The sequence below is a fragment of the Paraburkholderia sp. RAU2J genome, from assembly GCF_003634845.1.
Taxonomy (GTDB): domain Bacteria; phylum Pseudomonadota; class Gammaproteobacteria; order Burkholderiales; family Burkholderiaceae; genus Paraburkholderia; species Paraburkholderia fynbosensis.
This window is the reverse complement of the sequence record NZ_RBXG01000003.1, coordinates 22891-45967: the sequence shown is the minus strand read 5'-3', so window position 1 is coordinate 45967 and position 23077 is coordinate 22891. Positions and strand designations below refer to the sequence as shown.

The following is a 23077-nucleotide window of genomic DNA, read 5'->3' as shown; positions in this document are numbered from 1 at the left end:
GCTCCGGCGAGCTACAACGCTTCCACGCAATCTGTATCAGATATTCCACGTAATTCGCGTAGGAATTGGTTACCCGATATTCGACCGGAATTTCGCGGACATTTCCGCTATGCGGCATGCAATTGTGACGCTGATTGCGTGGCCGGAGATGCACGTGAGCGAACCGAAAGTTGAAACTTTTTGGGTGATCTGAAGGAAGCCTGGGATTGGCGACCCCCACCAAAGAAACCTTGCCTGGGAGTCGTCAACTCAGGCACAACCCACGGCCGGTTGCCGTCAAGAAACGCATGGACACGATCGGCGTCGACGTCGCGCATATCGATGTCGCCGAGCGTTCGATAAAAGGACTTCAAGGTACGTGCCTCAGTCGCAAAGCGCATCCCCAGTGACAGTTTGTAGGCCACGTACGCGGCGACCGCTTCAGGCAGTTTCATAGCAAATCTCCCAGGCCAAAGTCCGCAACCTGCCTCAGGCCATCCAGATCGACCTTGGCGTAGGTGCGCGTTGCATAGGCGCTGCGATGACCCAGGTGGTCACCGATTTCCTTGAGTGAGAATCCCTCAGCCATCAGGCGGGTCGCGCACGCGTGTCGAAGTGAATGTGGCCCGCCACGACGGCAACTGATGTTCAGAACCCGCAATCGTCGACTGACCAGGTAGTGCAGACTCGTGGACGCGAGTGGGCGGAACGGGGCCCTTATAGTGAGAAACAGTGAGCGCAATGCAATGTGAGGCCGCACCTGTTCGAGATACCGAAGAATTGCTTCACCTACCTCAGCCGTAAGCGGGTAGTCCTGTTTGCTCCGCCGCTTTGGACGGTTGACGTGAAGGATGTCATGTTCCCAGTCCACGTCGTCCAGCGTCAGGGCAACGACTTCACCTCTTCTCAGCCCGTAGACCGCCAGGAGCAACAGAATGGCGCGATCCCGGATATCGTGGGGATTGTCCGTATCGGTGCTGCGAATGAGTCGCTGCACGTCTTCCCACCTGGGCCCGGCCGGAAGCGTCTCGTGGCTGAACAGACGAGGTCCTTGGATACCGCCGGCCAGGTTCTTCGAGCACCACGTTTGCTCACCGGCGTAGCGAAAGAAACTTCGCAGCGCGCCGGCAAGGCTGGCCATCGATACCCGGGACCAGCCTTGCAATCGTCTCAGCGCAAAAAAAGCGTCGACCTGTTCGAGTCGCATCTCGCCGATGCTGCTTCCTTGCTCGCTGAGCCAGCACAGAAACGCCTGAACGTGCCAGCATCGATTGTGGATCGTGTGTGACGACAGACCGCGCTCCTCGCGCAAGTAGCTGTCGAACCGTTGAACCAGATCGGCGAATGGCGGCGTTGCAGGTTGTTGCTCCTGCAGTCGTCCCAGGAAGCGAAGCCAGGCCGTAGCGGTCTGAATAAACCGTTCGCGCGAGAACCTTCCCGTCAGGATTCGCTGATGTCGTCGCTGGTAACGAACCCAGCGATCGGCTGCCATCTCGACCTCCGCAGACGGAATCAATCGCCCGTTGTCGAGCGTGATACGGCGCGAAATAGCAAGGAGCTCACACGCATCCGTCGCGGAAACCATCGGGTCTCACTTGGGAACAGCGCGGAACGGTGTAATCGCGGAAATCACTCTCTATAAAGTTTCAACTTCGTTGTCTGTGGAACTGCAATTGTCAACATGTCTTTGTCACCGGTCCAAACATGGTTGGGGCTGTTTCCCTTCCGTCCGGTCAGAAATTTTGCCGGACTCTCCAATCGGAAACCTGCGTTCAAAGCCGTCACGTCATGCAAGCGGCAAGCAACGCGTGTCCTGCAACAAAGCTCCTCCCCACAATGTTCAAACGTCACTTCGGTGTGACGCCCACCGCTCTCTGCGACTAGCCGTCACGGAATACCAGCGGCTTTCGCAAATACCAACGGCGTCGGCAACTAACTGGTTCGCGAGCCGCTACGGCAGCTTTTCGGTGATTACGATGTTGCTACTAGCTGAAGCAGCAAGCGTGCTGAAACACGTTGAAATTGCAACGATCAGGCAGTGTTAAACACCCTAATCCAAAGACCTGCGTCGCGGCGCTTCGATCTTGCCGGTATCGCGTCCAAGAAGAGCTACGGCGAAGCCAGCGGCCGCGAAGCGTTGTGCGAGCGCCAGACCATTGTCGGGTCCGGCGTCCGCGACCACTGCGACGGGACGAGTGTTCGAAGTCTCAGTCATTTGCCTGTTCTCGCAGGCGCCGCAACAATTGACGACAACTTGCGTGCGGCGCGGGCCTGTTGAGGTTTCCACAACCCAGCAATTTCCCGATTGCTGCAGTCCTGTTAGCTGCCGGGGGGTACTCCAACCGCGACCAGAACTGCCGGTGCGACAGAAATCATACGTCGACACCTCGACCGAAAGAAGGCATGTGTCCGGAAAGGCCTGCTCAGCATTCGCTGGTCCGTCCCGAACCATTTCGCCTGAGCCACAAGATCAACAGCGGCTGGATCCTTTGGACAGCTCCTTTCGCCGTCCTTTCTGACCCATCGCAACTCATGGTCCGCGCCCGAACGCAGCGTGATCATCGGGACTCGCGATTCATCGCGTGTCCACGGAGGTCATGCCGTGCTGTTGCGTATTCTCGTCGCCCAGGCTTCGACCGACATCCTCGCCAACTCCATCGTGGCCGGGGTGCAGCGGCGTGACGACGTCACGCTCGTCTCTAACGTTGCCCTGCGGACCGACGGTCTGAATGAATGGCTGCGCAAAAGCCGTGTGATCCCAGACATCTTCGTGCTGGTGGGCTTCGAGCCTGATTTGGAGAACGTTTCGTCCGAGCTGCTAGCCGACCATCCATCGAGCGTGGTAATCCGGGTCGTCATCGGCCGCAACGTGGCGCACCTCGATTGGGAATTACGCAGCATTGACGAACTGGTGACGACTGCCCGCCAGCTCTACATCGGTCGAGACAACCGCAAAGGGCGCTCGTTCACTCTACATGTCGACACAGACGCGCCAGCGTCGGAAACGATTCCCCCCCTTGCAGACGATGGAGGCGAAGCCGAATTGTTCCAGCATGTCGGGCGCTGGCTCGACGACCAGCTTCTGGCCTACGTCCGGCGGTTCATCAGTACCGCGGGTGACATGGCCGGGCTGGCATTAAGCGGCACGACTATCGAGGCGCTTCTCACCCGCGACGCCATTCATCCTGGCGACGATTCCCGGTTCGCGAGCCGGTCCACCCAGGCCGCAGCCGATGAATTGGTCGGCCATATCGAGCAGGCGCCGAATCACCGGCTCGCTGCGATCCGGAACGGCCTCGGACTCACACCGGTCGAGCTCCAGGCGTTCGTGCTGTGTCTGGCACCCGAACTCTCGTACAAGTACCAGCGAGCCTTCGGCTTCCTGAACGATGACCTGTCACGCCGTCATCCAACGCTCAGCCTGGTCACCGAGATCCTTGGCGAATCGCTCCAAACGCGCATGTCCCTCGCTAGGGATGGCGGGCTTTCGCGCTGGAATCTCTGGAGCGAATCGAGTACGCCGCCGCACGCGGACGACTTGCTGCTCCTCGATCCAGCACTCGTTGCCTGGCTTCTGGGCAAGGACGACGCCTTGACCAGCGACGAAGCGATTCGAGGTCTCATCCGGACCGAACCCTGGGTGGGGGCGAACTGGGTCACCTCACCTCAGGACATCGATGCCGTGGGTCAGATCACCGCGCTGCTTCGCAACGCGTCGTCGTCACCTCATTGGATCGTGCTTGCCGGTATCGACGGCTCGATCTCCAGGGCTGTCTTGGAAAAGGCGGCAACCGTCACGCGCCGGCGTCTGATGCGCATTGTGCTGGGAGCGTACCGTGATGAAGACACGACCGGTCGACCCGACACCTTGCTCCGCATCGGTTGGATGGCGCGCGTTCTCGACGCGATCCCGGTCCTCGATATCCGCAACGGCGGTGACTCCGCGGTGGCCACGGAAGTCATACGCCGCTCCATCGACGTCTTCGAGGACCTGTCGTCCCCATGTGCATTGATCGTTTCGAAGATTGCCGACGTGGTGGAATACCTGCCAGCGCGCGACCACGCAGTCATTCGGCTCAAGCCTTCCAGTGCGGCCACGACACTGACCGCCCTGACGACCGGCACGGAGGCTCACGGACTGCAACTCCACGCCCCGGATCTGGAGCGGCTGGCCGCCGCGTATCCCTTGCCGCTGGATGCGCTCGATCGCGCGTTGCGCCTCGCCTGTGCGAACGGCGCGCAGGTCAACCAGCCCGAAGAGGAACAGGCCGCAACGCTTGCCGAGGCCTTGCAAGCGGTGGCGAGCCCCGAATTGCCCCGACTGGCAACACGCCTCGCACCCTCCTTCAAACTCGACGACGTCATCCTGCCGGACGACCGGCGCAATCAGCTCGACGACATCGTGTCCCACGTGGTGTACGCGGACCAGGTGCTGCACGACTGGGGATTCGGCGCCAAATTGCCCTATGGTCGCGGCGTGGCGGCGCTGTTCATGGGACCGAGCGGCTGCGGCAAGACCATGGCCGCCCGCGCCATCGGGCACGCGTTGCGCCGCTGGGTCTTCGCGGTGGACCTGTCGCGCGTGGTGAGCAAATATGTGGGCGAGACCCAGAAACATCTGGACGCCGTATTTCTCGAAGCTGAGAAAGCCGGTGCGATCCTGTTGTTCGACGAGGCGGAATCACTGTTCGGCGCGCGCGGACCGGTCAGGGACTCGCATGATCGACACGCGAATTTCGAAACCGCCTACCTGCTTCAGCGCGTCGAGATGTTCTCTGGCCTGGCCATCCTGACCTCGAACCTGGGACGTAACATCGACAGCGCCTTCCTGCGCCGTCTGCGCTTCATCGTCGAATTCCCCATGCCCGACGCCGACGCGCGCGAACGCATCTGGCGTCAGTGCCTACCTTCGAGCGCACCGCTGGGCGAAGATCTGGATCTGCATTTCCTTGCCCGCAGGGCCGAGCTTCCCGGCGGAAGCATTCGCCAGATCACGTTGCGTGCCGCCTTCAGCGCGGCCGCCGAAGGTTCGGCCATCCACATGCGGCACGTACTCGCGGCAACACGCGCCGAGGCGCTCAAGATCGGCATGCCGCGTCTCGAGCGCGAGCTCGGCGAACTGGCGGCCTGACAACCATGGATGCACTCGCCATCCAGAACGTCACGCTTGCGATCGCGGCGCAGTTAAAGACCGCGCTCGTCGCGGCCGGCGTGGTGGGCAACCAGTCTCCCTTCGTCGGCCCGCTCGACGACCCCCAAGCCAACAACGCGGCGCTGGTCCTGTTTCTCTATCGCGTGACCGCCAGCCAGGCCTTGCGCAATACCGATCACGTGGTGGGACCGGCCAACGCCAACGACACCGAGCACGTATACGCCACCGCCCTGCCCCTGGATCTCCACTATCTCGTCACGGTGGGGCGGCAGCAAGCCGCCGAGCCGGACGAACTGCGCGTGCTCGGATTCGCCATGCAGTCCTTGAATGATGCGGCCGTTTTGAGCGGCAGCCCGGTCGAAGGCGAAACGGTGAGGCTCACGCTCGACACGGCAACCAGCGAAGAGCTGAGCCGCATCTGGGCCCTGTTTCCCACCGTCAACTATCGCACCTCGGTGCTGTATCTGGCTTCGCCGGTCTGGATCGATCCTGTCCTCGCCCCCAGCCAGGCGCCGCCGGTCACGGACGAACGTCTGGTGGTCGGTTTCAGCGCATAGGAGAGCCATTGTGTCCACGTCCACGCTGCTCGCGCCCGAGACCATCAAACGTCAGGTTCTAGTGGCCGTGGAACTGTTCGATCCCGTAATTCTCTCCAACGTGAATCGCGGTCTGTCGGTGCTCGCGCAAGGCTTGGCCGGCGTACCAATCATAAGTTGGAGCGGTCGTTATGTCTGGCTGCGCGAACTCGACGCATGGCCGAACCGCTACGACGTAAGCGTCGACACAGGTTCCTACCAGGCCGTGTCCCAAGGCGCCCCTCCCAAGCCCGCAGACGTGACGCAGGTCCCCTGGGCTCAGCGACTGACGCGCATCGTGCTGACGCCGACGCCGGCCTATCCCTTTCCGGACGGATTGACTGTCATCCGCGGCCGGCTGCGCGAGAGTGCTGATCCGGGGGCCGCCCCCGTCGCGGGTGCCACGGTCGCGCTAACGTGGGAAATGGACGCCAAGGGCGGCGCGGTCCAGGTCGCGTCGCCAATGACCGCGATCACCGATGCTGCCGGCGAATTCGCCTTGATGCTGCGTCCTCCCACTTCCTCGAAGCCGACCTTGAACCAGGGGAAGCTCTCGATCCAGATCCTGGTCAGGCGCGACGGCCTGGCGCGCTCGGACATCCAGCGTTCCGTCGTCGACGGCGCGCTCATCGACTTGCCGAATCCCCTAGCCTGGAGCGACATGAAATGACGACTGACCGATCCAGCGATCGCCACGTTAGCCCAACGCCACGACCGATAGACTGCCGCACTTTCTCTTGAGGAGGCCCCATGACTCAATATCTCGCCCCAGGCGTATACGTCGAGGAGATTGAACGCGGTCCCGTGCCGATCGAAGGCGTGTCAACCAACACCGCGGCCTTTCTCGGTCAGACCGAACGCGGAACGCTCATGCCTGCGCTGCTAACCAGCTACAACGATTATCTGAGGCAGTTCGGCAGCGTGTTCGATCCGAATCAGTTCATGCCGCACGCCGTGAACGCGTTCTTCGAGAATGGAGGCACGCGCTGCTACCTCGCTCGCATTCCCAACGTTGGTGCCACCGCGGCCTTTCACGATTTCGGAGGCTACCACGTGGAGGCGATTGGGCCTGGCGACTGGGGCAAGCGCGTGTTCGTCAAGATCAGCGATTCCACCACCAAGAAGGCAGGCCAGCCGGCGCAGGGTGGACAGCCGGCTCAACCCGGCGCACCCGTCGGCATCCATCTGCAGATCGCCTATTGGGCCGCCGATCCCACGCCGCCAAATCCCCTTCCCGATCCTTTCATCTCTGGCCAGAAGCTTGCCGTTCCGCCGACGCAAACGGAGGACTTCGACGACGTAGTGCTCGACGATGCGGGTTCGCCCAACTACTTTTTGAAGCGCGTCACGAACAACTCCGGACTAATCCTGTTTTCCAGTTTGGGAAACAACCAGCCGATACAGACGGGAACGAGTGCACTCGACCAGGGCGGAGCGGCCGGCAATCCGCCGACGGTGGTCCAGTATCGCGGCATCGATCCCGACCCGACGAAACGCGTAGGTCTGGCGGCGCTGCGTTTGGATCAGTACCGCGACACGGCCCTCGTCTACGCGCCCAACGTAACCCCCGACGTGGCCAAGGAAGTCATTAGCCACTGCGAGGACGAGCGCTTTCGCTTCGCCGTCATCGACTGCGATCCTGGCCAGGGAGACGCCACCAAGCTCGATCCGCGCACCAATCTGCAGGACACCACCTACGCCGCGTTTTACTACCCATGGATCTGGGTATCGGATCCCAAGACCGGTGCGCCGGTCAAGGTGCCCCCCTGCGGCGCCGTGCTCGGCATCTACGCCCGCAGCGACGACAATCGCGGCGTCTTCAAGGCGCCGGCCAACGAGCCGGTCCGAGGTGCGCTCGATCTCGAGTACAACGTCGACCAGGCAACGCAGGAGACGCTGAACCCGCTCGGCGTCAATGCGACACGTCAGTTTCCGGGCCGCGGGATCCTACTCTGGGGCGCGCGAACGATGTCTTCCAATGCGCTGTGGAAATACATTTCGGTGCGTCGGCTCCTGATCTTTCTCGAGCATTCGATCTATGACGGCACCCAGTGGGTGGTGTTCGAGCCCAATGACGAGAAGCTCTGGGCGCGCGTCAAGGACACGATCCGTCTCTTCCTTCGTACCCAATGGCGCGCCGGCGCACTGATGGGTCTGACCGAGGCCGAGGCGTTTCGCATCGCCTGCGATCGTTCGACCATGACCCAGGACGACATCCTGAACGGTCGGCTGATCTGCGAGATCGGCGTGGCTCCCGTCCGGCCGGCCGAATTCGTGATCTTCCGCATCTACCAGATGACGCAGGAAGCCCAAACCTGACACGACGGAGACATTGAAATGGCACGCAAGGATCCACTACGCAATTTTCGGTTTCGCCTTGAGATCGACGGCATCCAGCAGGCCGGCTTCAGCGAGGTGACCGTCGCCGATACGACGACCGATGCAATCGACTACCGGGAAGGCAACGAACCACCCCATCTGCGCAAGCTCTCGGGGCTGACCAAGTTCGCGAACGTCACGCTCAAGTGGGGCGTGACCGATTCCATGGACCTCTACAAGTGGCACGCCGACACCGTGCAACAGGGCAGCATCGCCAATCGCAAGAAGGTCGTCGTCGTCGTGATCGACGAAGGCGGCGCCGACAAGCTGCGCTTCGTCATAAGCGACGCCTGGCCGATTAAGTACACGCCTGGCGCGCTCAACGGCAAGGGCAACGACGTCATGATCGAGACGCTTGAGCTAGCCAACGAAGGCATCGAGCGTGTGGCGTGATGCAACCGCGAGGACACCGACATGAATCCAACCACCAGCATGCGCTTTGCCACGGAGACCGAATTCACGCTGCCCAAGGGCTACCTGGATACCGCTGGAGTTCTGCACCGGCGTGGCGCCATGCGGCTTGCCACGGCGGCTGACGAAATCCTGCCCCTGCGCGATCCGCGCGTGCAGCAGAACCCGGCCTATCTCGCTGTGATCGTGCTGTCGCGCGTGATCGTCAAGCTGGGCTCGCTGACCGACGTCGACGTCAAGGTGATTGAGGGCCTGTACGCCGGCGACTTCGATTACCTGCAGCGCCTCTATGAGCAGTTCAACGCCGTCGAGGACAGCGACGGGGGCACCTCGCTTGCCAGTCTTCTTCCGCGTCTGGCCGGCGAAAGGGTGGACGCCGTGGGGGAAGTCTGAAGGTCTATCCTCGCGCCCGTCTCTACGAGGAAATGGCCTTCATCGCATTCTATTTTCATTGGGGACGGGACGAACTCATGCATCTCGAACATAGCGAACGCAGACGCTGGTGCAAGGAGTTGTCGGAGATCAACCGCCGCATGGACACCGCGCCCGAAATCACGCTGGACGCCCTGAATTGACGAAAGCACCATGAACCGACGCGACCCCTACCAAGGCTTTCGATTCCAGATTGAGGTGGAAGGCATCACCGTGGGCGGTTTTTCGCGCGTCAAGGGCATTGCGCGCGAAACCCGCTATGAAACCTACCGGGAAGGTGGCGTGAACGACTTCGAGCATAAGCTGGCCACCCTCACCACCTTCGGCAACCTGGTGCTCGAACGCGGCCTTCTCGCCGACTCGCTGTGGACCTGGCACGACGACGTCGTTGGCGGAACGGTGCAACGGCACAAGATCACCATCGCCCTGCGCGATGAAACCGGCAGCGATGTCTGGCGCTGGTATGTGGACGGCGCCTTCCCGGTGAAATGGAGCATTTCGGATTTCGACGCGGCCGGCTCTCAGGTGACAGTCGAAAGCGTTGAATTCGCGCACCACGGCATGAGGAAGGCATGAGAGTCGCCCCCCCCGCTCCAAGGCTGCGCACGGCGGGTCAGCGGCTCCACCGGCCTTGGCGCGTGCGCGCGAGCGAGGCCAAGTCCGCAGTACCCGTGCGCTATGCACATGGCATCGTACCGGCGACCCTGCGCTGGCGCCTCGCCCGGGCGCGCCGTCCCCGTCGTCTGGAAACGCCGCGCACCGCAGTGATCTCGTTCCAACACTGTCGCCTGCTGGAACGAGATCATCGTACACTTTTCATGATGGTGCTGCGCTTGGAGCGCATGCGCGACAGCGTCGTACCTATCCTGGGACTGCGGGCATCCGCCCCCACCGCCGTCTCCGCTACGCTCGCAGCGCCGGTGCTGCGAGGCTCGCCGGTGTCATCGCTCCGCCTGGCCCGCACACACTCCGGGATCGCGACCGCGCGGAACCTGACGCAGCCGCCGCAGACGGCACGTTCTGCGCCGCTGCCGCAACAGAGCACGCGCATCGTCTTTTCCGCTACGTCGCGCGGGGCATGGGCGATGACCGTCCCCGCCAGCCCCTCGATGCGGCGCACGAGCGCTCCACCCTTGCCCTGGCCAGCGACGCGGATTGCGGGGAGGACAAGAACATGGGCGCTGCGAGCCATCGCACCGGCGCCGCAAATGGCAGACGCAGCCGTGGCGGTCCTTCGTCGACGCCACGCCCCCACTAACCTGACTGCCGCAAACCCAAACCCGGCACCAGCGAAGCTTGGCCGCGCACAACGATGGAGCGAAGCGCCCGAAATTCGTCTGCACCATGCGCGCGCACCGCTGCACGCCGAGCGCGAGTTTTGCGCGGCCGCGGAGCAGCGAGAGCAGCAGCCGGCGCAGTCGCGGCAAATCGAACTGACGGGTGGGCAGCACCGCGCGGTCGCTCTGGAGATCCTGAGCGGTTCGCTGATGGATCGCGTGGCCGACCATGTCATGCGCCGCATCGAAAAGCACACGCGCATCGAGCGCGAACGTCGGGGCGGATGAGGTTGCCATGGCCAAACTCGAAAAAGCGAAGATCACCGTGCTCGATGGGGCGAACAAAGGACAGGTCTATGAGGTCCTGTTTAACCCGACCGAGTACAGCTTCGACCGCACTAACGCCTTCAAGAGCACACCGATTCCGGGACTCATCAGTCCGCTGATCCAGTTCGTCAATGGCGAGGCGGACACGCTGAGCATGGAGCTCTTCCTCGACGACTACACCGACAGGCCAGGCGGCGCCTCCGGAACTGCGCCAAAGTCCGTGGAAGACCGGGTCAAAGATCTGAGCGGGTTACTCAACATTGACCGCTCGCTTCACGCCCCTCCGCCGGTGCGGTTTTCCTGGGGACCGCTGGAGTTCACCGGCATCATCGACAAGATGGGCCGCAAAGTCAGCCTGTTCCAGCCCGACGGTACCCCGGCACGGGTGCGGCTCTCAGTGAGCTTCAAGGAGTACCGGACCATCGACCAGCAACTGCAGTCGCCACGCAGAGAATCGTCCGACAAGAGCAAACGGCGCGTGATCGTCGGTCAGGACAGCCTGTGGGCGATGGCGGCACGCGAGTATGGCGACCCGGCGCAATGGCGCTTCATCGCCACCCAGAACGACCTCGACGACCCGCGCGAGGTCCGGCCGGCCCAATGGCTCATTCTTCCGCCCCTGGAGGTCGACAGTGGACCTCTCTGAATTCTCCAGTCAGCACGGCGGGCTCTACGTTCCGGCGTGCACGGTCGCTGTGGCGCGGCAAGATCTTTTGCGCGACGAGCTGATCGCCGTCAGTCAGGTCGAAGTGGACCTGGTGCTGCAAGCTGCGGCGCGCTTTACGTTCACGGTCGTCAATGCCTACAGCATCGAAGACCACGATTTCGTCTCGGGCCGCGGCCGAAACGTGCTCGACATCCTGAAGTTTGGCGCTCGGGTCACCATCCGCATGGGCTACGGCGACAACGCAAGACTGCCGACACTGGTGACCGGCACGATCACCGAGATCAGCACGAGCTTTCCAGAGAGCGGATATCCCGAACTGGTCGTGGCGGGTTACGACCGCGCTTTTCCGCTGACGGTGGGCAAGAATTCCCGCACCTGGACTCAGGCCAGCGACAGCGACGCGGTGTCCGAGATCGCGCGCTTTCACAATCTGCAGCTCGACCTCCAGACCACCAAGGAAAAACACGCGCAGATCGAGCAGAACCAGGAGACTGACCTGGAGTTCATCAAGAAGCTTGCAGACCGCAACCACTTCGAATTCTATGTGCGCGAAGACACGCTGCGCTTCGGCAAGCCTAAGGACAAGGGTTCGGGCCTGGTGCGCATGCGTTGGGGTGAGGGTCTGCTGAGTTTCAAGCCGGAGGCCAATCTGGCGGGCCAGGTAACCTCGGTGGAAGTGTATGGCTGGGACTCGAAGAACAAGCAGACCATCAAGGGCGTGGCGACGGCCGGCGACGAATCCGGCCGCGAGCCGCGCGCATCCAGCGCGGGCGATCTGCTCAAGCGGCCGGGCTACCAGTCGCCGGTCCTGCGCCTGCGCCAGCCCGTGTTCACGCAGGCGGAAGCCGACAGCCGCGCTCGGGCGGCGCTCAACGAGCGCGCCAAGCAGTTCCTGACGGGCGACGGCGAATGCATTGGCATCCCAGAGCTTCGGCCGGACGAAAGCGTCACGCTGGAAAACCTCGGCCCGCATTTCTCCAAAGTCTATTACGTGCACGAGGCCACGCACAAGTTCGATACCGGCGGCTATCGCACCCGCTTCAAAGTCAAGGAGACGACGTTATGAGCATGCATGCAGTTGCACACGCGGAGACCGACCACGAGGCGGGCGGCTACGTCAAGGGCGCGGCGCTTGCGCTCGTCACGCAAAACAAGGACCCCGACGGCCTGGGACGCGTCAAGGTGCGCTATCCCTGGCACAGCCAGTCGGCCGAAAGCTATTGGGCACGCATCGCAACACCCATGGCCGGAAAAGGCCGCGGCCTGGTCCTTTTGCCCGAAGTGGGCGACGAGGTGCTAGTCATCTTCGAGCGCGAGGATCTGCGCTTTCCCTACGTGCTGGGCGGCTTGTGGAACGGAAAGGAGCAACCGCCGGAAAAGAATGCCGACGGCAAGAACAACATCCGGCTCCTGAAGACGAGGGAGGGCCACATGCTGCTCTTTGACGACGGCTCGCCCGGTCGTATCGAGCTGAAGCTCAAGGACGGCAAGAAGCTGCACATCGACGACGCTGGCCTGGAGCTCACCGACGGAAGCGGCAATAGCCTCAAGATCGACAGCAAGGGAGGGGCAATCACGGTCCAGTCGTCGACCAGCCTCACATTAAGATCGCCGCAGATCTCGGTGGACTCCAGCGGCTCCCTCTCTTTGAAGGGCGCTACCGTGACGATTCAGGGCACGCCCATCAGCCTCAATTGAGCCAACCATGGGACAAGCCGCCGCGCGCATTGGAGATCTGACCAGCCACGGGACGCCGCTCGGCCCTGGACCGGGCTGCCCGACCGTTCTCATCGGTGGGCAACCCGCATGGCGCATCGGAGTGGATGTGCACATCTGCCCCTTGTCGGATGGTCCGAAGCCGCATGTCGGCGGCAGTATCGCGGCGGGGAGCGTGACAGTGGTCATCGGCGGTGCTCCGGCGGCGCGCCAGGGGGACATGGTGATCGAAGCCGGTGCGCCCAACGCGATCTCCGTGGGCTTTGGCACGGTTCTCATCGGATAGGCGGCGACAATGGATGTCAAAAAGGAATTTCTCGGGCGCGGCTGGGCCTATCCACCGTGTCTGGATCCACTCACCGGCGCGGTCGAGTTCGCCGAATTCGAGGACGACGTGCGTCAGGCCGTCTTCATCATCCTAGGGACGGCGCCGGGCGAACGCCTGATGCGTCCGGACTTCGGCTGCGGCATCTACGACATGGTGTTCGAGGTCATTGACGCGTCCACGGTCACCCGCGTCGTCAACCTCGTCACCGAGGCGCTGACGCGCTACGAGCCCCGCATCTCGCTCACCGGTGTCGATGTCGACCCGCTATTCGCCTCTGAGGGTCGCCTTGAGGTCACGGTGAATTACCTGATTCGCAGTACAAACCAGATCGGCAATCTGGTGTTTCCGTTCTATTTCGGCGAAGGCGGACGACCGTGACACGCCCCGATCCCACCATTGATGCGCGCCGGACTCAGGCCTGGTACGAGGAACTCCGGACTCGGGCGAGCGCTTGGCTTCCGGAATGGCAGCCGAGCCGCATCGCGTCCGACTTCGGCGACGCCCTGCTGCGCATTGCCGCGCGTTTCGATTCGGAGGTCACGCAACGCCTCGACCTCGTCTCGACCAAGGCGGCCCTCGGCTTTCTCGACTGGCTGGCGATCGCCCCGCGTGCAGGTCAGGCTGCGCGCGTGCCGGTGGCCTTCAAGGTCGCCGATAGCGCGGTGGCCACGGTCTTTGCACCCGCGCCGGTACGCCTGCAGGCCACCACTGGCGATGTTCCCGTGATCCTGGAAACCGAAACCGATCTCGACATCGTTCCGTCCTCGATCGCCAGCTTGGTCGCCGTCGATCCGGCGACCGACCAGATCTATCTGCCGCCGGCCCCAGTATTGAGCCTGGAGGCGGCCGCGCCCGCGCCCATGGCTTGGACCCTGAAGTCTCTCGCACAGGGTGGGAACGGCAAGCTGCAACTCTCACCCGCGCTGGGGTTGGACGTCGGGACAGTACTGCGCCGCGGCGATCTCGAATACCGGGTGGCCGGAGACGCGGTCGGCGACATGGTGCCCATCGAACCGCCGCTGGGCACTCCCAACGGTGCGCTGGCCAGCGCCGCGGCCGGGACAACGGCGGTGGCCGCCGACTCGGTCTTCCAGGCTGTCACAGACTTCGCACCCTTCGACGGCACTGCGCGCGGCGTCCAGGAGCATGCGCTCTACCTGGGTGACGAGAACCTGCTCAACATGGTCTCCGAGGGCACGTTCAGCGTGCGCGGCGCGGCAGCCCTGACGATCATGGAATGGACTTACTGGGGCAAGCTGGATCCCAACGATCCGGACTGGCTACCTCTCAAGATACTTGGCGTCGAGGGCGACGATCTGGTTTTGCAGAAGACGACCCACGCGAGCGTCGAAATGTTAGAACTCAACGGGGTGAGCAACCGTTGGTTGCGGGCGCGACTCGTGCCGAGTGCCGGCAGCGCGCCCGCCGATACGATAGAGCTGTTCAACCTCGCCCTGAAGATCAACGCATCGACGCTGGCGCCTGCGCCGGCGTCGGCCGACAGCCCGCAGGTGGTCGGGGTGGCCAGCACTACGGCCCTGGTGATGAATCAGCCGTTCTATCCGTTTGGCAGGATTCCGCGGCAGTTCGATGCGTTCTATCTCGGCTGCGATGAGGCCTTCTCCAAGCCGGGGGCGATGGCGGAAATCAAATTCAACATGGCCGATCCCACCCTCGGACCGCTTGCACTGACCCCAAGCGCTAGCGCCCTGCTCTATGGCGTCGGGCAAGACGGCTCGCTGCATCGCTACCGGCTCGATCCGAACGCATCACCGGGCTTGACTTATCTGGGGCCGGTGCGGCCCAAACCGGAAACTGCCGCGGCCGGCGAGGCGCCGTTCGCGGCGGCGCAACCAGCGGTTGGCCCGGCATTGCAGCAGCACGCCGGGACGGTCCGCGTCTACGTGGCTGAGACTCATCGCGTCTGGCAATGGACGGAGTCGACAGCGATGACTGCGCCTCCCGGCACCTGGCGGGATTTCGGCATGCCGGCCGACACCGACGCGGCGTCCAGCATCGCGCAACTCGTCCTTCTCGGCGGCACGCCGGACGATTCCACCCTCATAGTTCGCACGCGGGACGGCCGGCTGCAGGCGCGCGGCCTCGCCGTGACTGGGACGTGGCGCCGGCTGGGCGAGCGCGAACTGCGCTGCCTGCAACTGGTGCCGATCCGCGACCTGAACCGTGCGGATCAAGAATTGGCGCGCGGCGACCAGATCCTCGCCCTCGACACGCGTGGACAGCTGGCTCTGCTCGAGCGCGATCGCGATGGCGAATGGGCGGTGAAAACCAGAAATGGATCGGTGCAATGGACGCGAAGCATCGCACCACTGGCCGTGATCCACGGCAACGCGCTGGTGGTAGTCGGCACAAGCTCCGAAGATGCGCAATCCGAGACGCCCGAAGCGCTGTCCGGCCTGCGCTTCGCCCACTTCGGCGACGGCGGCCAGTCCAGGATGCGCGAACCCGAAGTCCTCGGTCCCGTGAACTTCATGGGCAAGGTGATCGGGTGGCGCATCGCGGCCCAGCTATTGTCAGGCGCCGCCACCACGGGCGATCCCCTCGCCGCCTTGCACGTGGTCTTCACGCTGCAGGAGCACGACGCAGCCAGCCGGTGTCTGGCATGGTGGACTCCCCTCGACCCCGAATTCAACGACGCCCTGCGTCGCGGCGAGCCCCCGGACGACGTCGGAACCTTCGGACAGGTGCCAGCGTTCTTCGGCAACCGCATCGTGATTCCGGGGACGCGGCGCGACCTGCTTGTCAATTCGCTGTCGATCTTCGACCAAGTGTCCTTCTCGCCCCACGCGAGCGCGCTCGCAGACGGTTTACTCTCGCGCCTGTCGTTCGACCCTGAGGACGTGCTTGCGCTCGACGACACGAGCGCCGGGCCGGTCGGTATCTCCGCGGCGCTCGCATCCGGCACCCGGGTGTACCGGCCACCAATCGCGTTGAAAAGCGGTCCGGCGCGTGTCTTCCCTAATCCGGAGACCCCTGCGGCATGCCAGGCGGAGCCCACTTCCAAGCCCAAGGAGGTCGTCCTCGTCAATCCGCCCGCCGGGCTCACCAAGGAAGCGCGACTGCTTCTTTCCTACGTCGATGCGGACGCTGGGCGACACTGGACCGCGTTCGCAGTCAAAAAGGTCGGCGCCGCCGATGGGACTTCGAACAACCGCCAGGTTAAGCTGAACGCTGACGTGCCCAAACTCGGCCACGGCGCAACCTTCGACTGCTTCGTCTATGACGCCGCCGGCTGCCCCGACAGCCGCGTCATCGATATTGAGACGCGTCCGGTGCTCTCGCTGCAAGGGCTGCCGGCTGTGCAGCCGCAGAGCGCGGCATGGACGATCGGAGTCGGCACACGCATCCATTTTCTCGACGGCCACGCGCAGCCCACCTCCCAGCGGGTAGTGGAAATCATCTCGGCAGCGGGCGAGTCCCTCGCCCTGCTTGAGGTCGCATGGCAGGCCCATCCCCAACCCACCGCGGCGAACCACCTCGAAATCGCGACCCAGTCCGGTGGGGACCCTTGGCTCGCCTACACTGGCGACGTCTCTACCAATCCCGACCTGTCGTGGGAATACTGGAACGGCACCGGCTGGTGGGGATTGTCCGATGTCAACGATCGGACCGCCAACCTCAAGCTCAGCGACAGCGTCGGCTTCACCGTCCCCGGCGATCTGATGCCGACCCAGATCCTGGGCGTGCAAAGCCACTGGATACGTGCCCGGCTCGTAGGTGGCGATTATGGCCGCGAGACCTACAACATCATCACCACACCGATCAGTCCCAAGCCACCCCCGCCAGCGATCTCCGAACGCCAGGAAGTAACCATCGACACTGACAACGTGCGGCCGCCCATCGTAGTCTCGCTGAACGTCGCCTATCAGCTCAACAATCCGATCGCACCGCGAACGGTCCTGACATTCGACAGCTTGTCCTGGGGCGACGAAAGCGACACCAACCTGGCGCCGGGCGCGAGCATCGACGCCTTCCTGCCCATCGCCGTACACCTGCAGCATCTGTCCGGTCCACCGCAGTCTGCGACGACCGCTGCGGCCGGGGCGGGCGCTTCAGGAGACGATTCCGGCTGCGGCTCCGGCTTTGACTGCGGCTGCGCATCGACGCCGGCGGCGACGCAAACGTCCGCCGCCGCGACGGGCGCCGAGATGTCAGCAGTACAAGGTACGACCGCCCCCGGACGCGCGCTCTATTTCGGCTTTGCCAAGCCGCCGCAAGGCGCCGCAGTGCGGCTGCTCTTTCTCGTGTCCCAGGAGTTCGATTTCGACGCCTTCGCGCCATTGACGGCGGAAGTCCTGCGCGAGAACCGCTTCGAGCCCATCGTGGTCAGCGACGAGACGCGCGCGCTCGGCGAAAGCGGTGTCGTCACGCTCGTCATCGACACGCCGCCGACCAGCGCCGAACTGTTCGGAATCACGGGCTACTGGATCCGCCTGCAGCCGAAAGGCGCGTCCTTGGGCTGGACGCCGTCGCTGCGCAATGTGTTCGTCAACGGCACCTGGGCCACGGCCGCGGAAACCCAGGAGCTCGAGATCGTGGGTTCGTCCGACGGCTCGCCCAACCAGAGTCTGTTCCTGACGCGTCCACCCGTCCTGGCGGGAACACTGGAACTGTGCGTGCTCGAACCGCTCGGCGACGAAGAACTCGCAGCGCTCGACCCGGTGAAGAACCCGGTGCATAGCAACCTTCCGGACATGCCCGGGAACTGGGTGCGCTGGAACGAGGTGGTCGATCCAGGCGACGAGGATGCCGAGGAGCGCGTCTATGCGCTCGACCCCATTTCGGGTGAGATCCGTTTCGGCGACGGCCAGCACGGTCTGGTTCCACCGGTCGGGACGGACTCGATAGTGGCCTTTAGCTACCGGCGTGTGAGCGGCGCCACCGCTAACGTCATTGCGCCCTTCACGATGCTGAATCTGGTGACGCCGATCGACGGTGTGGAGAGCGCCATCGCCGCCGATCAGGCCGAAGGCGGCAGCGATCCCGAGTCGGCCGACCGCGTTCGCCAATTCGCGCCGGCCAGGCTGCGGCATCGCGATCGCGCGGTCACGCTACGCGACCTGCAGGATCTCGCGCGTTATGCGTCGGCCGACGTGGCACAGGCGCTGGCCCTCTCCGGTCCGCTTGGCGCGCGGGTGATCATCGCGACGCGCGCCGACCCGCCTCTGCCAGGCAACGCCTTGCGCCGGGCCGTCACCGACTACCTTCTCGAACGTGCTAGTCCAGCGTTCGCGCGTCGCGCTGCCGTGCAGGTCAGCGGCCCCGCGCTGGTGCGCTTTCGGGTGAGCATCCTGTTGCGCGTGGCCACGCTCGACATCGCCGGTACCGTTGCGGACCGGGCACAAGCAGCAGTCAAAGATCTATTCGATCCCGCCACGGGCGGCTTCGATCAGAACGGCTGGCCGATCGGCGTCGGGCCCAGCGAAGACGACGTGGGCGCGTGTCTGATCGCGGCCCAGCCACCGATTCCTTTCGATGAAGTGATCGCAGTGTCGTTCACGCTCACGGGTCGCGAAGACGCGGTCACCGCGCTGAAGGTTCCCGCCGACGGGCTACCGCTGCTCGAGGCCGGCGGCGTCGACATTCAACTCCAGTCGATGACGGTGCTGACGTGAACCAACTGCTGCCCGATCTCGTCAAGACCGACTTCGATCAGCTGGTGGCGCTGGGGCGCGCGCTACTGCCGCGGCTCGCACCATCGTGGACCGATCACAATCTGCACGATCCGGGGATCATGCTCATCGAGTTGCTAGCATGGACTGCCGACGCGCAGATCTATTCGCTGGCACGAATGCGGCACGACGAGCGCGAGGCATACGCCGCCCTGCTCGGTCTCGTGCCGCGCGGCCCCGCCGGAGCAACGGGATTGGTGTGGCCAAACCCGCCCGGAGCCGCACCTTGGGGCGCTGGGGCGATCTTGAGCGCACATGCCGCGGTCACCGCCGGGCAACCCCTGCCGGTTTTCCGGCTGACGCACAGCATCGAATGCACCGCGGCACGCCTGGTCTCGGTCACGACGCAACTGCACGACGGAACGACTGCCGAGCGCACCCTCATCAATGGCCGGTCCGGCGCAGGCTTTCTGCCATTCGGCGTAAGGGCTTCAACCGGAGACCGCCTGATTCTCGATTTCAGCGGCGCGCTGCACGCGCCCGACGCGGGTGCGACGTCCGATGCCTGCCTTGCATTCGGAGTGCGCGTGCCTGCCGGTGTGGGCCGTAGCGCGGGCGCCGGCCCGGTTGCCGATGGGCCGCCAGCCGCGGCGGCAAGGCAGCGCTTCGATGCGTGGCTCGTCGACAGCGTGGTGCGCTATCCGTTGACAGTGGTCGACGACAGCACCGACGGATTCCAGCGTACCGGTGCCATCCTCCTCGATACCGGTGCCGTGCCAGAAACACTGGGCACCAGCTATACGATCATATTCGAGTGTCGCGACGGCGGCTTTCCCGGCGCGCCGCGCATCTCGGCCATTCTGCCCAACGTGTTGCCCATCGAGCAGATCGAAGACAAGACGCTGTCATTCCCCTCCGGCCTCAGCGGCGCCCCCGACCTGACACTGCCCCTAAACGCGCCCGGACTCATGTTCTCGACCCAGGCGCCGGCGCCGACAGTGACTTTCACTACACCGCAGGGGGATGAGCCATGGAGTCTCGCGGACGATCTTTCGGAGTGCGGCCCGAACGACAAAGTGTTTGCCTTCGATGCCACTAACAGCAGCTTGCGCTTTGGCAACGGCATCAACGGGCGACTACCGCCCCCGTGGCTCCCGCTGACCATCCACTATTCGGTCTCGTCGGGCGCAACCGGGAACGCACCCCCGGGCCTGACCTGGAGCGTGCCCGACATCGCCGGGATTTACGGCAAGAATCTGGATCCCACGGCGGGCGGCGTGGACGCGGTCGGTTCGAGCGAGTTGCAGCGCCTCGCGCGCCAACGCTGCCGCGAAGCCCATGCCGTGGTCACATCCGCCGACGCCATCGACGCTGCCCTGGGAGTGGCCAACCTCGACGTGGTTCGCGCCGAAGCGCTGGGACCGGGCGCCAACCCGACCCCTCCGGCCGACCTCCAAGTGGTCCGTACGCTGGTGGTCCTGCGCGATCGCCATGGTGCCGCGGAATCGGCCGGCGTGGTACCTGAGAGCCCTGCATGGCTGGGGGAAATTCAGCGGCAACTTCTGCCACGCATCCTGCTCGGGGAACGTCTGCGCGTGATCGCGCCCGTCTACACGCCCCTGGCCGTCGTCGCAATGATCGAGGCACGGCGCGACTACGACCCGGCACCGCTTGCGAGCGCGGCGACTGCCCTTCTGGCAGCGCGATTCCGGATTGTGACGAATGCTTCCGGCGCCCCCGTGTGGCCCTTGAGCAGGGCCGTCGACACGCGCGACATCCAAGCCCGACTACGCGCGCTGCCCGGCGTGGCGCGCGTTCGTTCCTGCGCGCTCTACGGCGCAAACCGTTCGCCCTGGGCACAGCCGTCGCCACTGCCAGCCCACTGGCTACCACAGCTTCTCATCGATCAATGTGAAATCGTCGTGGTGCGCTCGACGACGGAGTACCCGTCATGAGCACATTCCGCGACATCCGAACCTACCGCTTCGCCGAGTCTGCGCAGTGGGAAAAGGGGGTCCTCGACCGTATGGACACTGTCGATGGCCGCTTGCAGCCTTCGCCGCACTACGGTCCGGTGACGCGCGAGATTTCCGATCCACACGGTGTCTGCCTGCTCTGGTTTCACGGCATCACGCTCACCTGGCTGACCGGCGACGGCTGGATCGAATGGATCGACGATTGCGAGGATCGACCGTGCCGGATCGAGGCGCCCCAGGTCGTGCGCGACGCCACCCGCGTGATCGCCGGCCGCCGCTGGTTGTGGGTCGTCTCGGCGAATCGAGCCACGATCTCTCGCTTCGACGCCGGGACGTTCGACGGCGCAGCGCCGGTGTCCTTCACAAACGGCCTCGTGCGCGATGCGGCCGGCGATGGGCACGACGGCTTGTGGGTGCTGCTCGGCCGCGCTACGAACGCCGATGCGCTGGTTCACGTGCACGCCGACGGGCGCATCGACGCGCCGCTCGCGCTTCCCGCCACCGCTGCTGGATCGCTTGGCCTCGCCTACCTCGGCAATGCCCATCGCGTCGTGTTGTTGATCGCGGCGACCCGCACCCTGGCCTATCTCGACGATGAAAAGGCAAGCCTTATCGGCACGGTAAAGCTGGACGATGCGCTGCCGGGCTTTACAGCCGAACACATCGCTGGCGACGGGCGTGACCGCGTCGCCGTCATCGGAAGCGTCGCGGCCAACGGAGCCAAGGTTGCCGCGGGCACCTGGGCTCTGTTCGACGCATTCGGCGCCTTGCTGGCGTCGGTGTCCAGCGCTGCCCCGGTCGGGCCCGACAGGAACACAGCCTTCGTCGATATCGTGTTGCGCGCCGCGTCCATCACCGTGGCGACGGCCGGCGGCATTCTGGTGTTCGAACCGGTGTCGTTCAGCGGTGGGCAAACGCCCTCGGGGCGCTATCTGACACCGGTTCTGTACTCTCCGCCGACTGACGTCTTGCGCGGATGGTTGCGTGCGGACCTGCTCGCCACGCTCCCGAACGGTACCGCCGTGACGGTAACCATCTTGCACACGGCCGATCCGCGTGCCGTGGCGCAAGTGGGCGCCATTACGGCCAATCAAGCCCTGACGCCCGGCGCGCGCATCGATGCCGTTGTGGCGCTACCTGGCGTCGACGCAGACGCGAGCATCGTCTATCCGCTCGTCGCGGCCGACAGCGCCTCGGCGACCGAGAACCCAACGAAGCCGCAGCACTACGGCTTCCCGCTATTCGGCGTCGGCGCCCCTTGGATCTGGCTCCTGTTCGAACTGCACGGCGCGCCTGACGCTGCCCTGCCGGAGCTTGCAGAATTGCGCGTCCTGTATCCCAACATCTCGCTGCAGCGATACGTCCCGGCCATCTTCCGAGGCGACGCCACGCGCCAGCAACAGACCATCGTCGACCCCGGCGGAACGCGGCCTGTCGGTGACCCAACCGGCTTCTTTCGCAAATTGCTCGGCGTCCTCGAGACCTCGACGCAGGACCTCGACCAGATCATCTCGACGCTCGGACGGCGCATACACCCCCGCTACGCGCAAGGTGTCTGGCTGGACTTCGTGGCCCAATGGATGAACCTTCCTTGGGACGACGTGTTGCCGGAAGCCGTCAAGCGCCGCATCGTCACCAACGCGGCGACGCTCCTGGGCGCGCGCGGCACGCGGGCCGGTCTCGTCGCGCTCCTCAGTGCATTGCTGCCAACGGCCCGAATCCGCGTCCTTGATGCAAATGCTGACATGCGCCTCGCAAGGCTGGTTGGACCGAGAGTCCAGGGCGCCACCTTGCCCGCGATCCTGACAGGCCTGCCTGCCGATGCGACCGCCCTGTCCCGGCGCGCCATTCTCGGTGCCGCTCGCCTGCCCTGTCCCGGCGATCCCGATCCGACGGGCCGCTTCCTGGGTGTGCTGCGCATTGACATCGACGCCACACCGGCGGAGCGGCAGGCGCTCCAGCCAATCCTGCCGACCTTGATCAAGGCCATGATCCCGGCCGGCCTGCGCATCGTGATCCGCTGGCTGCCCGTACCACCCGTATCGCCCGCCTCGGCCGCAGGGACGGACGAGATGTCCGTCCATTTGACCGGCCCAGGTCCGGGTCAGCTCGGCCGCGACGCAGTTCTCGGCAGTCTGATCCTCGCCGGCCGCCACGCCACCCGACTGAGCGAGGCCGGAATTCTGTCAGGCTTCCGCCTCCATTGAAGCATCGTGCGAAGGGAA

19 protein-coding genes are annotated in these 23077 nt (G+C 64.3%); 17 read left to right on the top strand and 2 right to left on the bottom strand.

What is annotated here, in order from left to right:
• Nucleotides 1-107 precede the first annotated feature (107 nt).
• Nucleotides 108-434, bottom strand: coding sequence for a hypothetical protein (locus B0G69_RS41530; protein WP_199731445.1), 327 nt, complete (start codon nt 432-434; stop codon nt 108-110).
• Complete coding sequence (locus B0G69_RS31665; protein WP_241991574.1) at nt 431-1564, bottom strand: tyrosine-type recombinase/integrase; 1134 nt, start codon at nt 1562-1564, stop codon at nt 431-433. The genes B0G69_RS41530 and B0G69_RS31665 overlap by 4 nt, the downstream gene beginning before the upstream one ends.
• A 1017-nt stretch (nt 1565-2581) precedes the next feature.
• Between B0G69_RS31665 and B0G69_RS31655 the strand changes: the two genes are divergently transcribed.
• From B0G69_RS31655 to B0G69_RS31570, 17 genes are all read left to right on the top strand, one after another.
• Nucleotides 2582-5110 (top strand): ATP-binding protein, encoded by a 2529-nt coding sequence (locus B0G69_RS31655; RefSeq protein WP_121324016.1) that lies wholly within the window; start codon nt 2582-2584, stop codon nt 5108-5110.
• Between the two features lie 5 nt (nt 5111-5115).
• Nucleotides 5116-5688: a DUF4255 domain-containing protein gene (locus B0G69_RS31650; RefSeq protein WP_121324015.1), complete on the top strand. Its 573-nt coding sequence runs from the start codon at nt 5116-5118 to the stop codon at nt 5686-5688.
• Between the two features lie 10 nt (nt 5689-5698).
• Nucleotides 5699-6376, top strand: a complete 678-nt coding sequence (locus tag B0G69_RS31645; RefSeq protein ID WP_121324014.1) for a carboxypeptidase-like regulatory domain-containing protein — start codon at nt 5699-5701, stop codon at nt 6374-6376.
• 80 nt (nt 6377-6456) lie between these two features.
• Nucleotides 6457-8025, top strand: coding sequence for a phage tail sheath family protein (locus B0G69_RS31640; RefSeq protein ID WP_121324013.1), 1569 nt, complete (start codon nt 6457-6459; stop codon nt 8023-8025).
• An 18-nt stretch (nt 8026-8043) separates the two neighbouring features.
• Entirely contained in the window at nt 8044-8478 is a 435-nt protein-coding gene (locus tag B0G69_RS31635; protein WP_121324012.1) for a phage tail protein, read from the top strand.
• A gap of 21 nt (nt 8479-8499) precedes the next feature.
• Nucleotides 8500-8889 carry a hypothetical protein gene (locus tag B0G69_RS31630; protein WP_241991573.1) on the top strand — a complete coding sequence of 130 codons (390 nt, stop codon included), beginning with the start codon at nt 8500-8502 and terminating at the stop codon, nt 8887-8889.
• On the top strand, nt 8886-9071 hold the full coding sequence (locus B0G69_RS31625) for a DUF6760 family protein (protein WP_121324011.1): 186 nt from the start codon (nt 8886-8888) through the stop codon (nt 9069-9071). The genes B0G69_RS31630 and B0G69_RS31625 overlap by 4 nt, the downstream gene beginning before the upstream one ends.
• A gap of 10 nt (nt 9072-9081) precedes the next feature.
• A complete protein-coding gene (locus B0G69_RS31620) occupies nt 9082-9504 on the top strand; it encodes a phage tail protein (protein WP_121324010.1) in 423 nt (140 codons plus the stop codon).
• Between the two features lie 95 nt (nt 9505-9599).
• Nucleotides 9600-10493 carry a hypothetical protein gene (locus tag B0G69_RS40785; protein WP_147440794.1) on the top strand — a complete coding sequence of 298 codons (894 nt, stop codon included), beginning with the start codon at nt 9600-9602 and terminating at the stop codon, nt 10491-10493.
• A 7-nt stretch (nt 10494-10500) separates the two neighbouring features.
• Entirely contained in the window at nt 10501-11178 is a 678-nt protein-coding gene (locus B0G69_RS31605; RefSeq protein ID WP_121324007.1) for a LysM peptidoglycan-binding domain-containing protein, read from the top strand.
• The gene (locus B0G69_RS31600) at nt 11165-12265 is read left to right on the top strand and encodes a contractile injection system protein, VgrG/Pvc8 family (protein ID WP_121324006.1); all 1101 of its coding nucleotides are present in this window, start codon (nt 11165-11167) and stop codon (nt 12263-12265) included. Before B0G69_RS31605 ends, B0G69_RS31600 begins: the two co-directional genes overlap by 14 nt.
• Nucleotides 12262-12897: a phage baseplate assembly protein V gene (locus B0G69_RS31595; RefSeq protein WP_121324005.1), complete on the top strand. Its 636-nt coding sequence runs from the start codon at nt 12262-12264 to the stop codon at nt 12895-12897. Before B0G69_RS31600 ends, B0G69_RS31595 begins: the two co-directional genes overlap by 4 nt.
• Nucleotides 12898-12904: 7 nt before the next feature.
• A complete protein-coding gene (locus B0G69_RS31590) occupies nt 12905-13201 on the top strand; it encodes a PAAR domain-containing protein (RefSeq protein ID WP_121324004.1) in 297 nt (98 codons plus the stop codon).
• A 9-nt stretch (nt 13202-13210) separates the two neighbouring features.
• Nucleotides 13211-13621 (top strand): GPW/gp25 family protein, encoded by a 411-nt coding sequence (locus tag B0G69_RS31585; RefSeq protein WP_121324003.1) that lies wholly within the window; start codon nt 13211-13213, stop codon nt 13619-13621.
• Nucleotides 13618-18879, top strand: a complete 5262-nt coding sequence (locus tag B0G69_RS31580; protein ID WP_121324002.1) for a hypothetical protein — start codon at nt 13618-13620, stop codon at nt 18877-18879. The genes B0G69_RS31585 and B0G69_RS31580 overlap by 4 nt, the downstream gene beginning before the upstream one ends.
• Entirely contained in the window at nt 18876-20831 is a 1956-nt protein-coding gene (locus tag B0G69_RS31575) for a hypothetical protein (protein WP_121324001.1), read from the top strand. The genes B0G69_RS31580 and B0G69_RS31575 overlap by 4 nt, the downstream gene beginning before the upstream one ends.
• Nucleotides 20828-23059, top strand: coding sequence for a phage tail protein (locus B0G69_RS31570; protein ID WP_121324000.1), 2232 nt, complete (start codon nt 20828-20830; stop codon nt 23057-23059). The genes B0G69_RS31575 and B0G69_RS31570 overlap by 4 nt, the downstream gene beginning before the upstream one ends.
• The last annotated feature ends 18 nt before the right edge of the window (nt 23060-23077 follow it).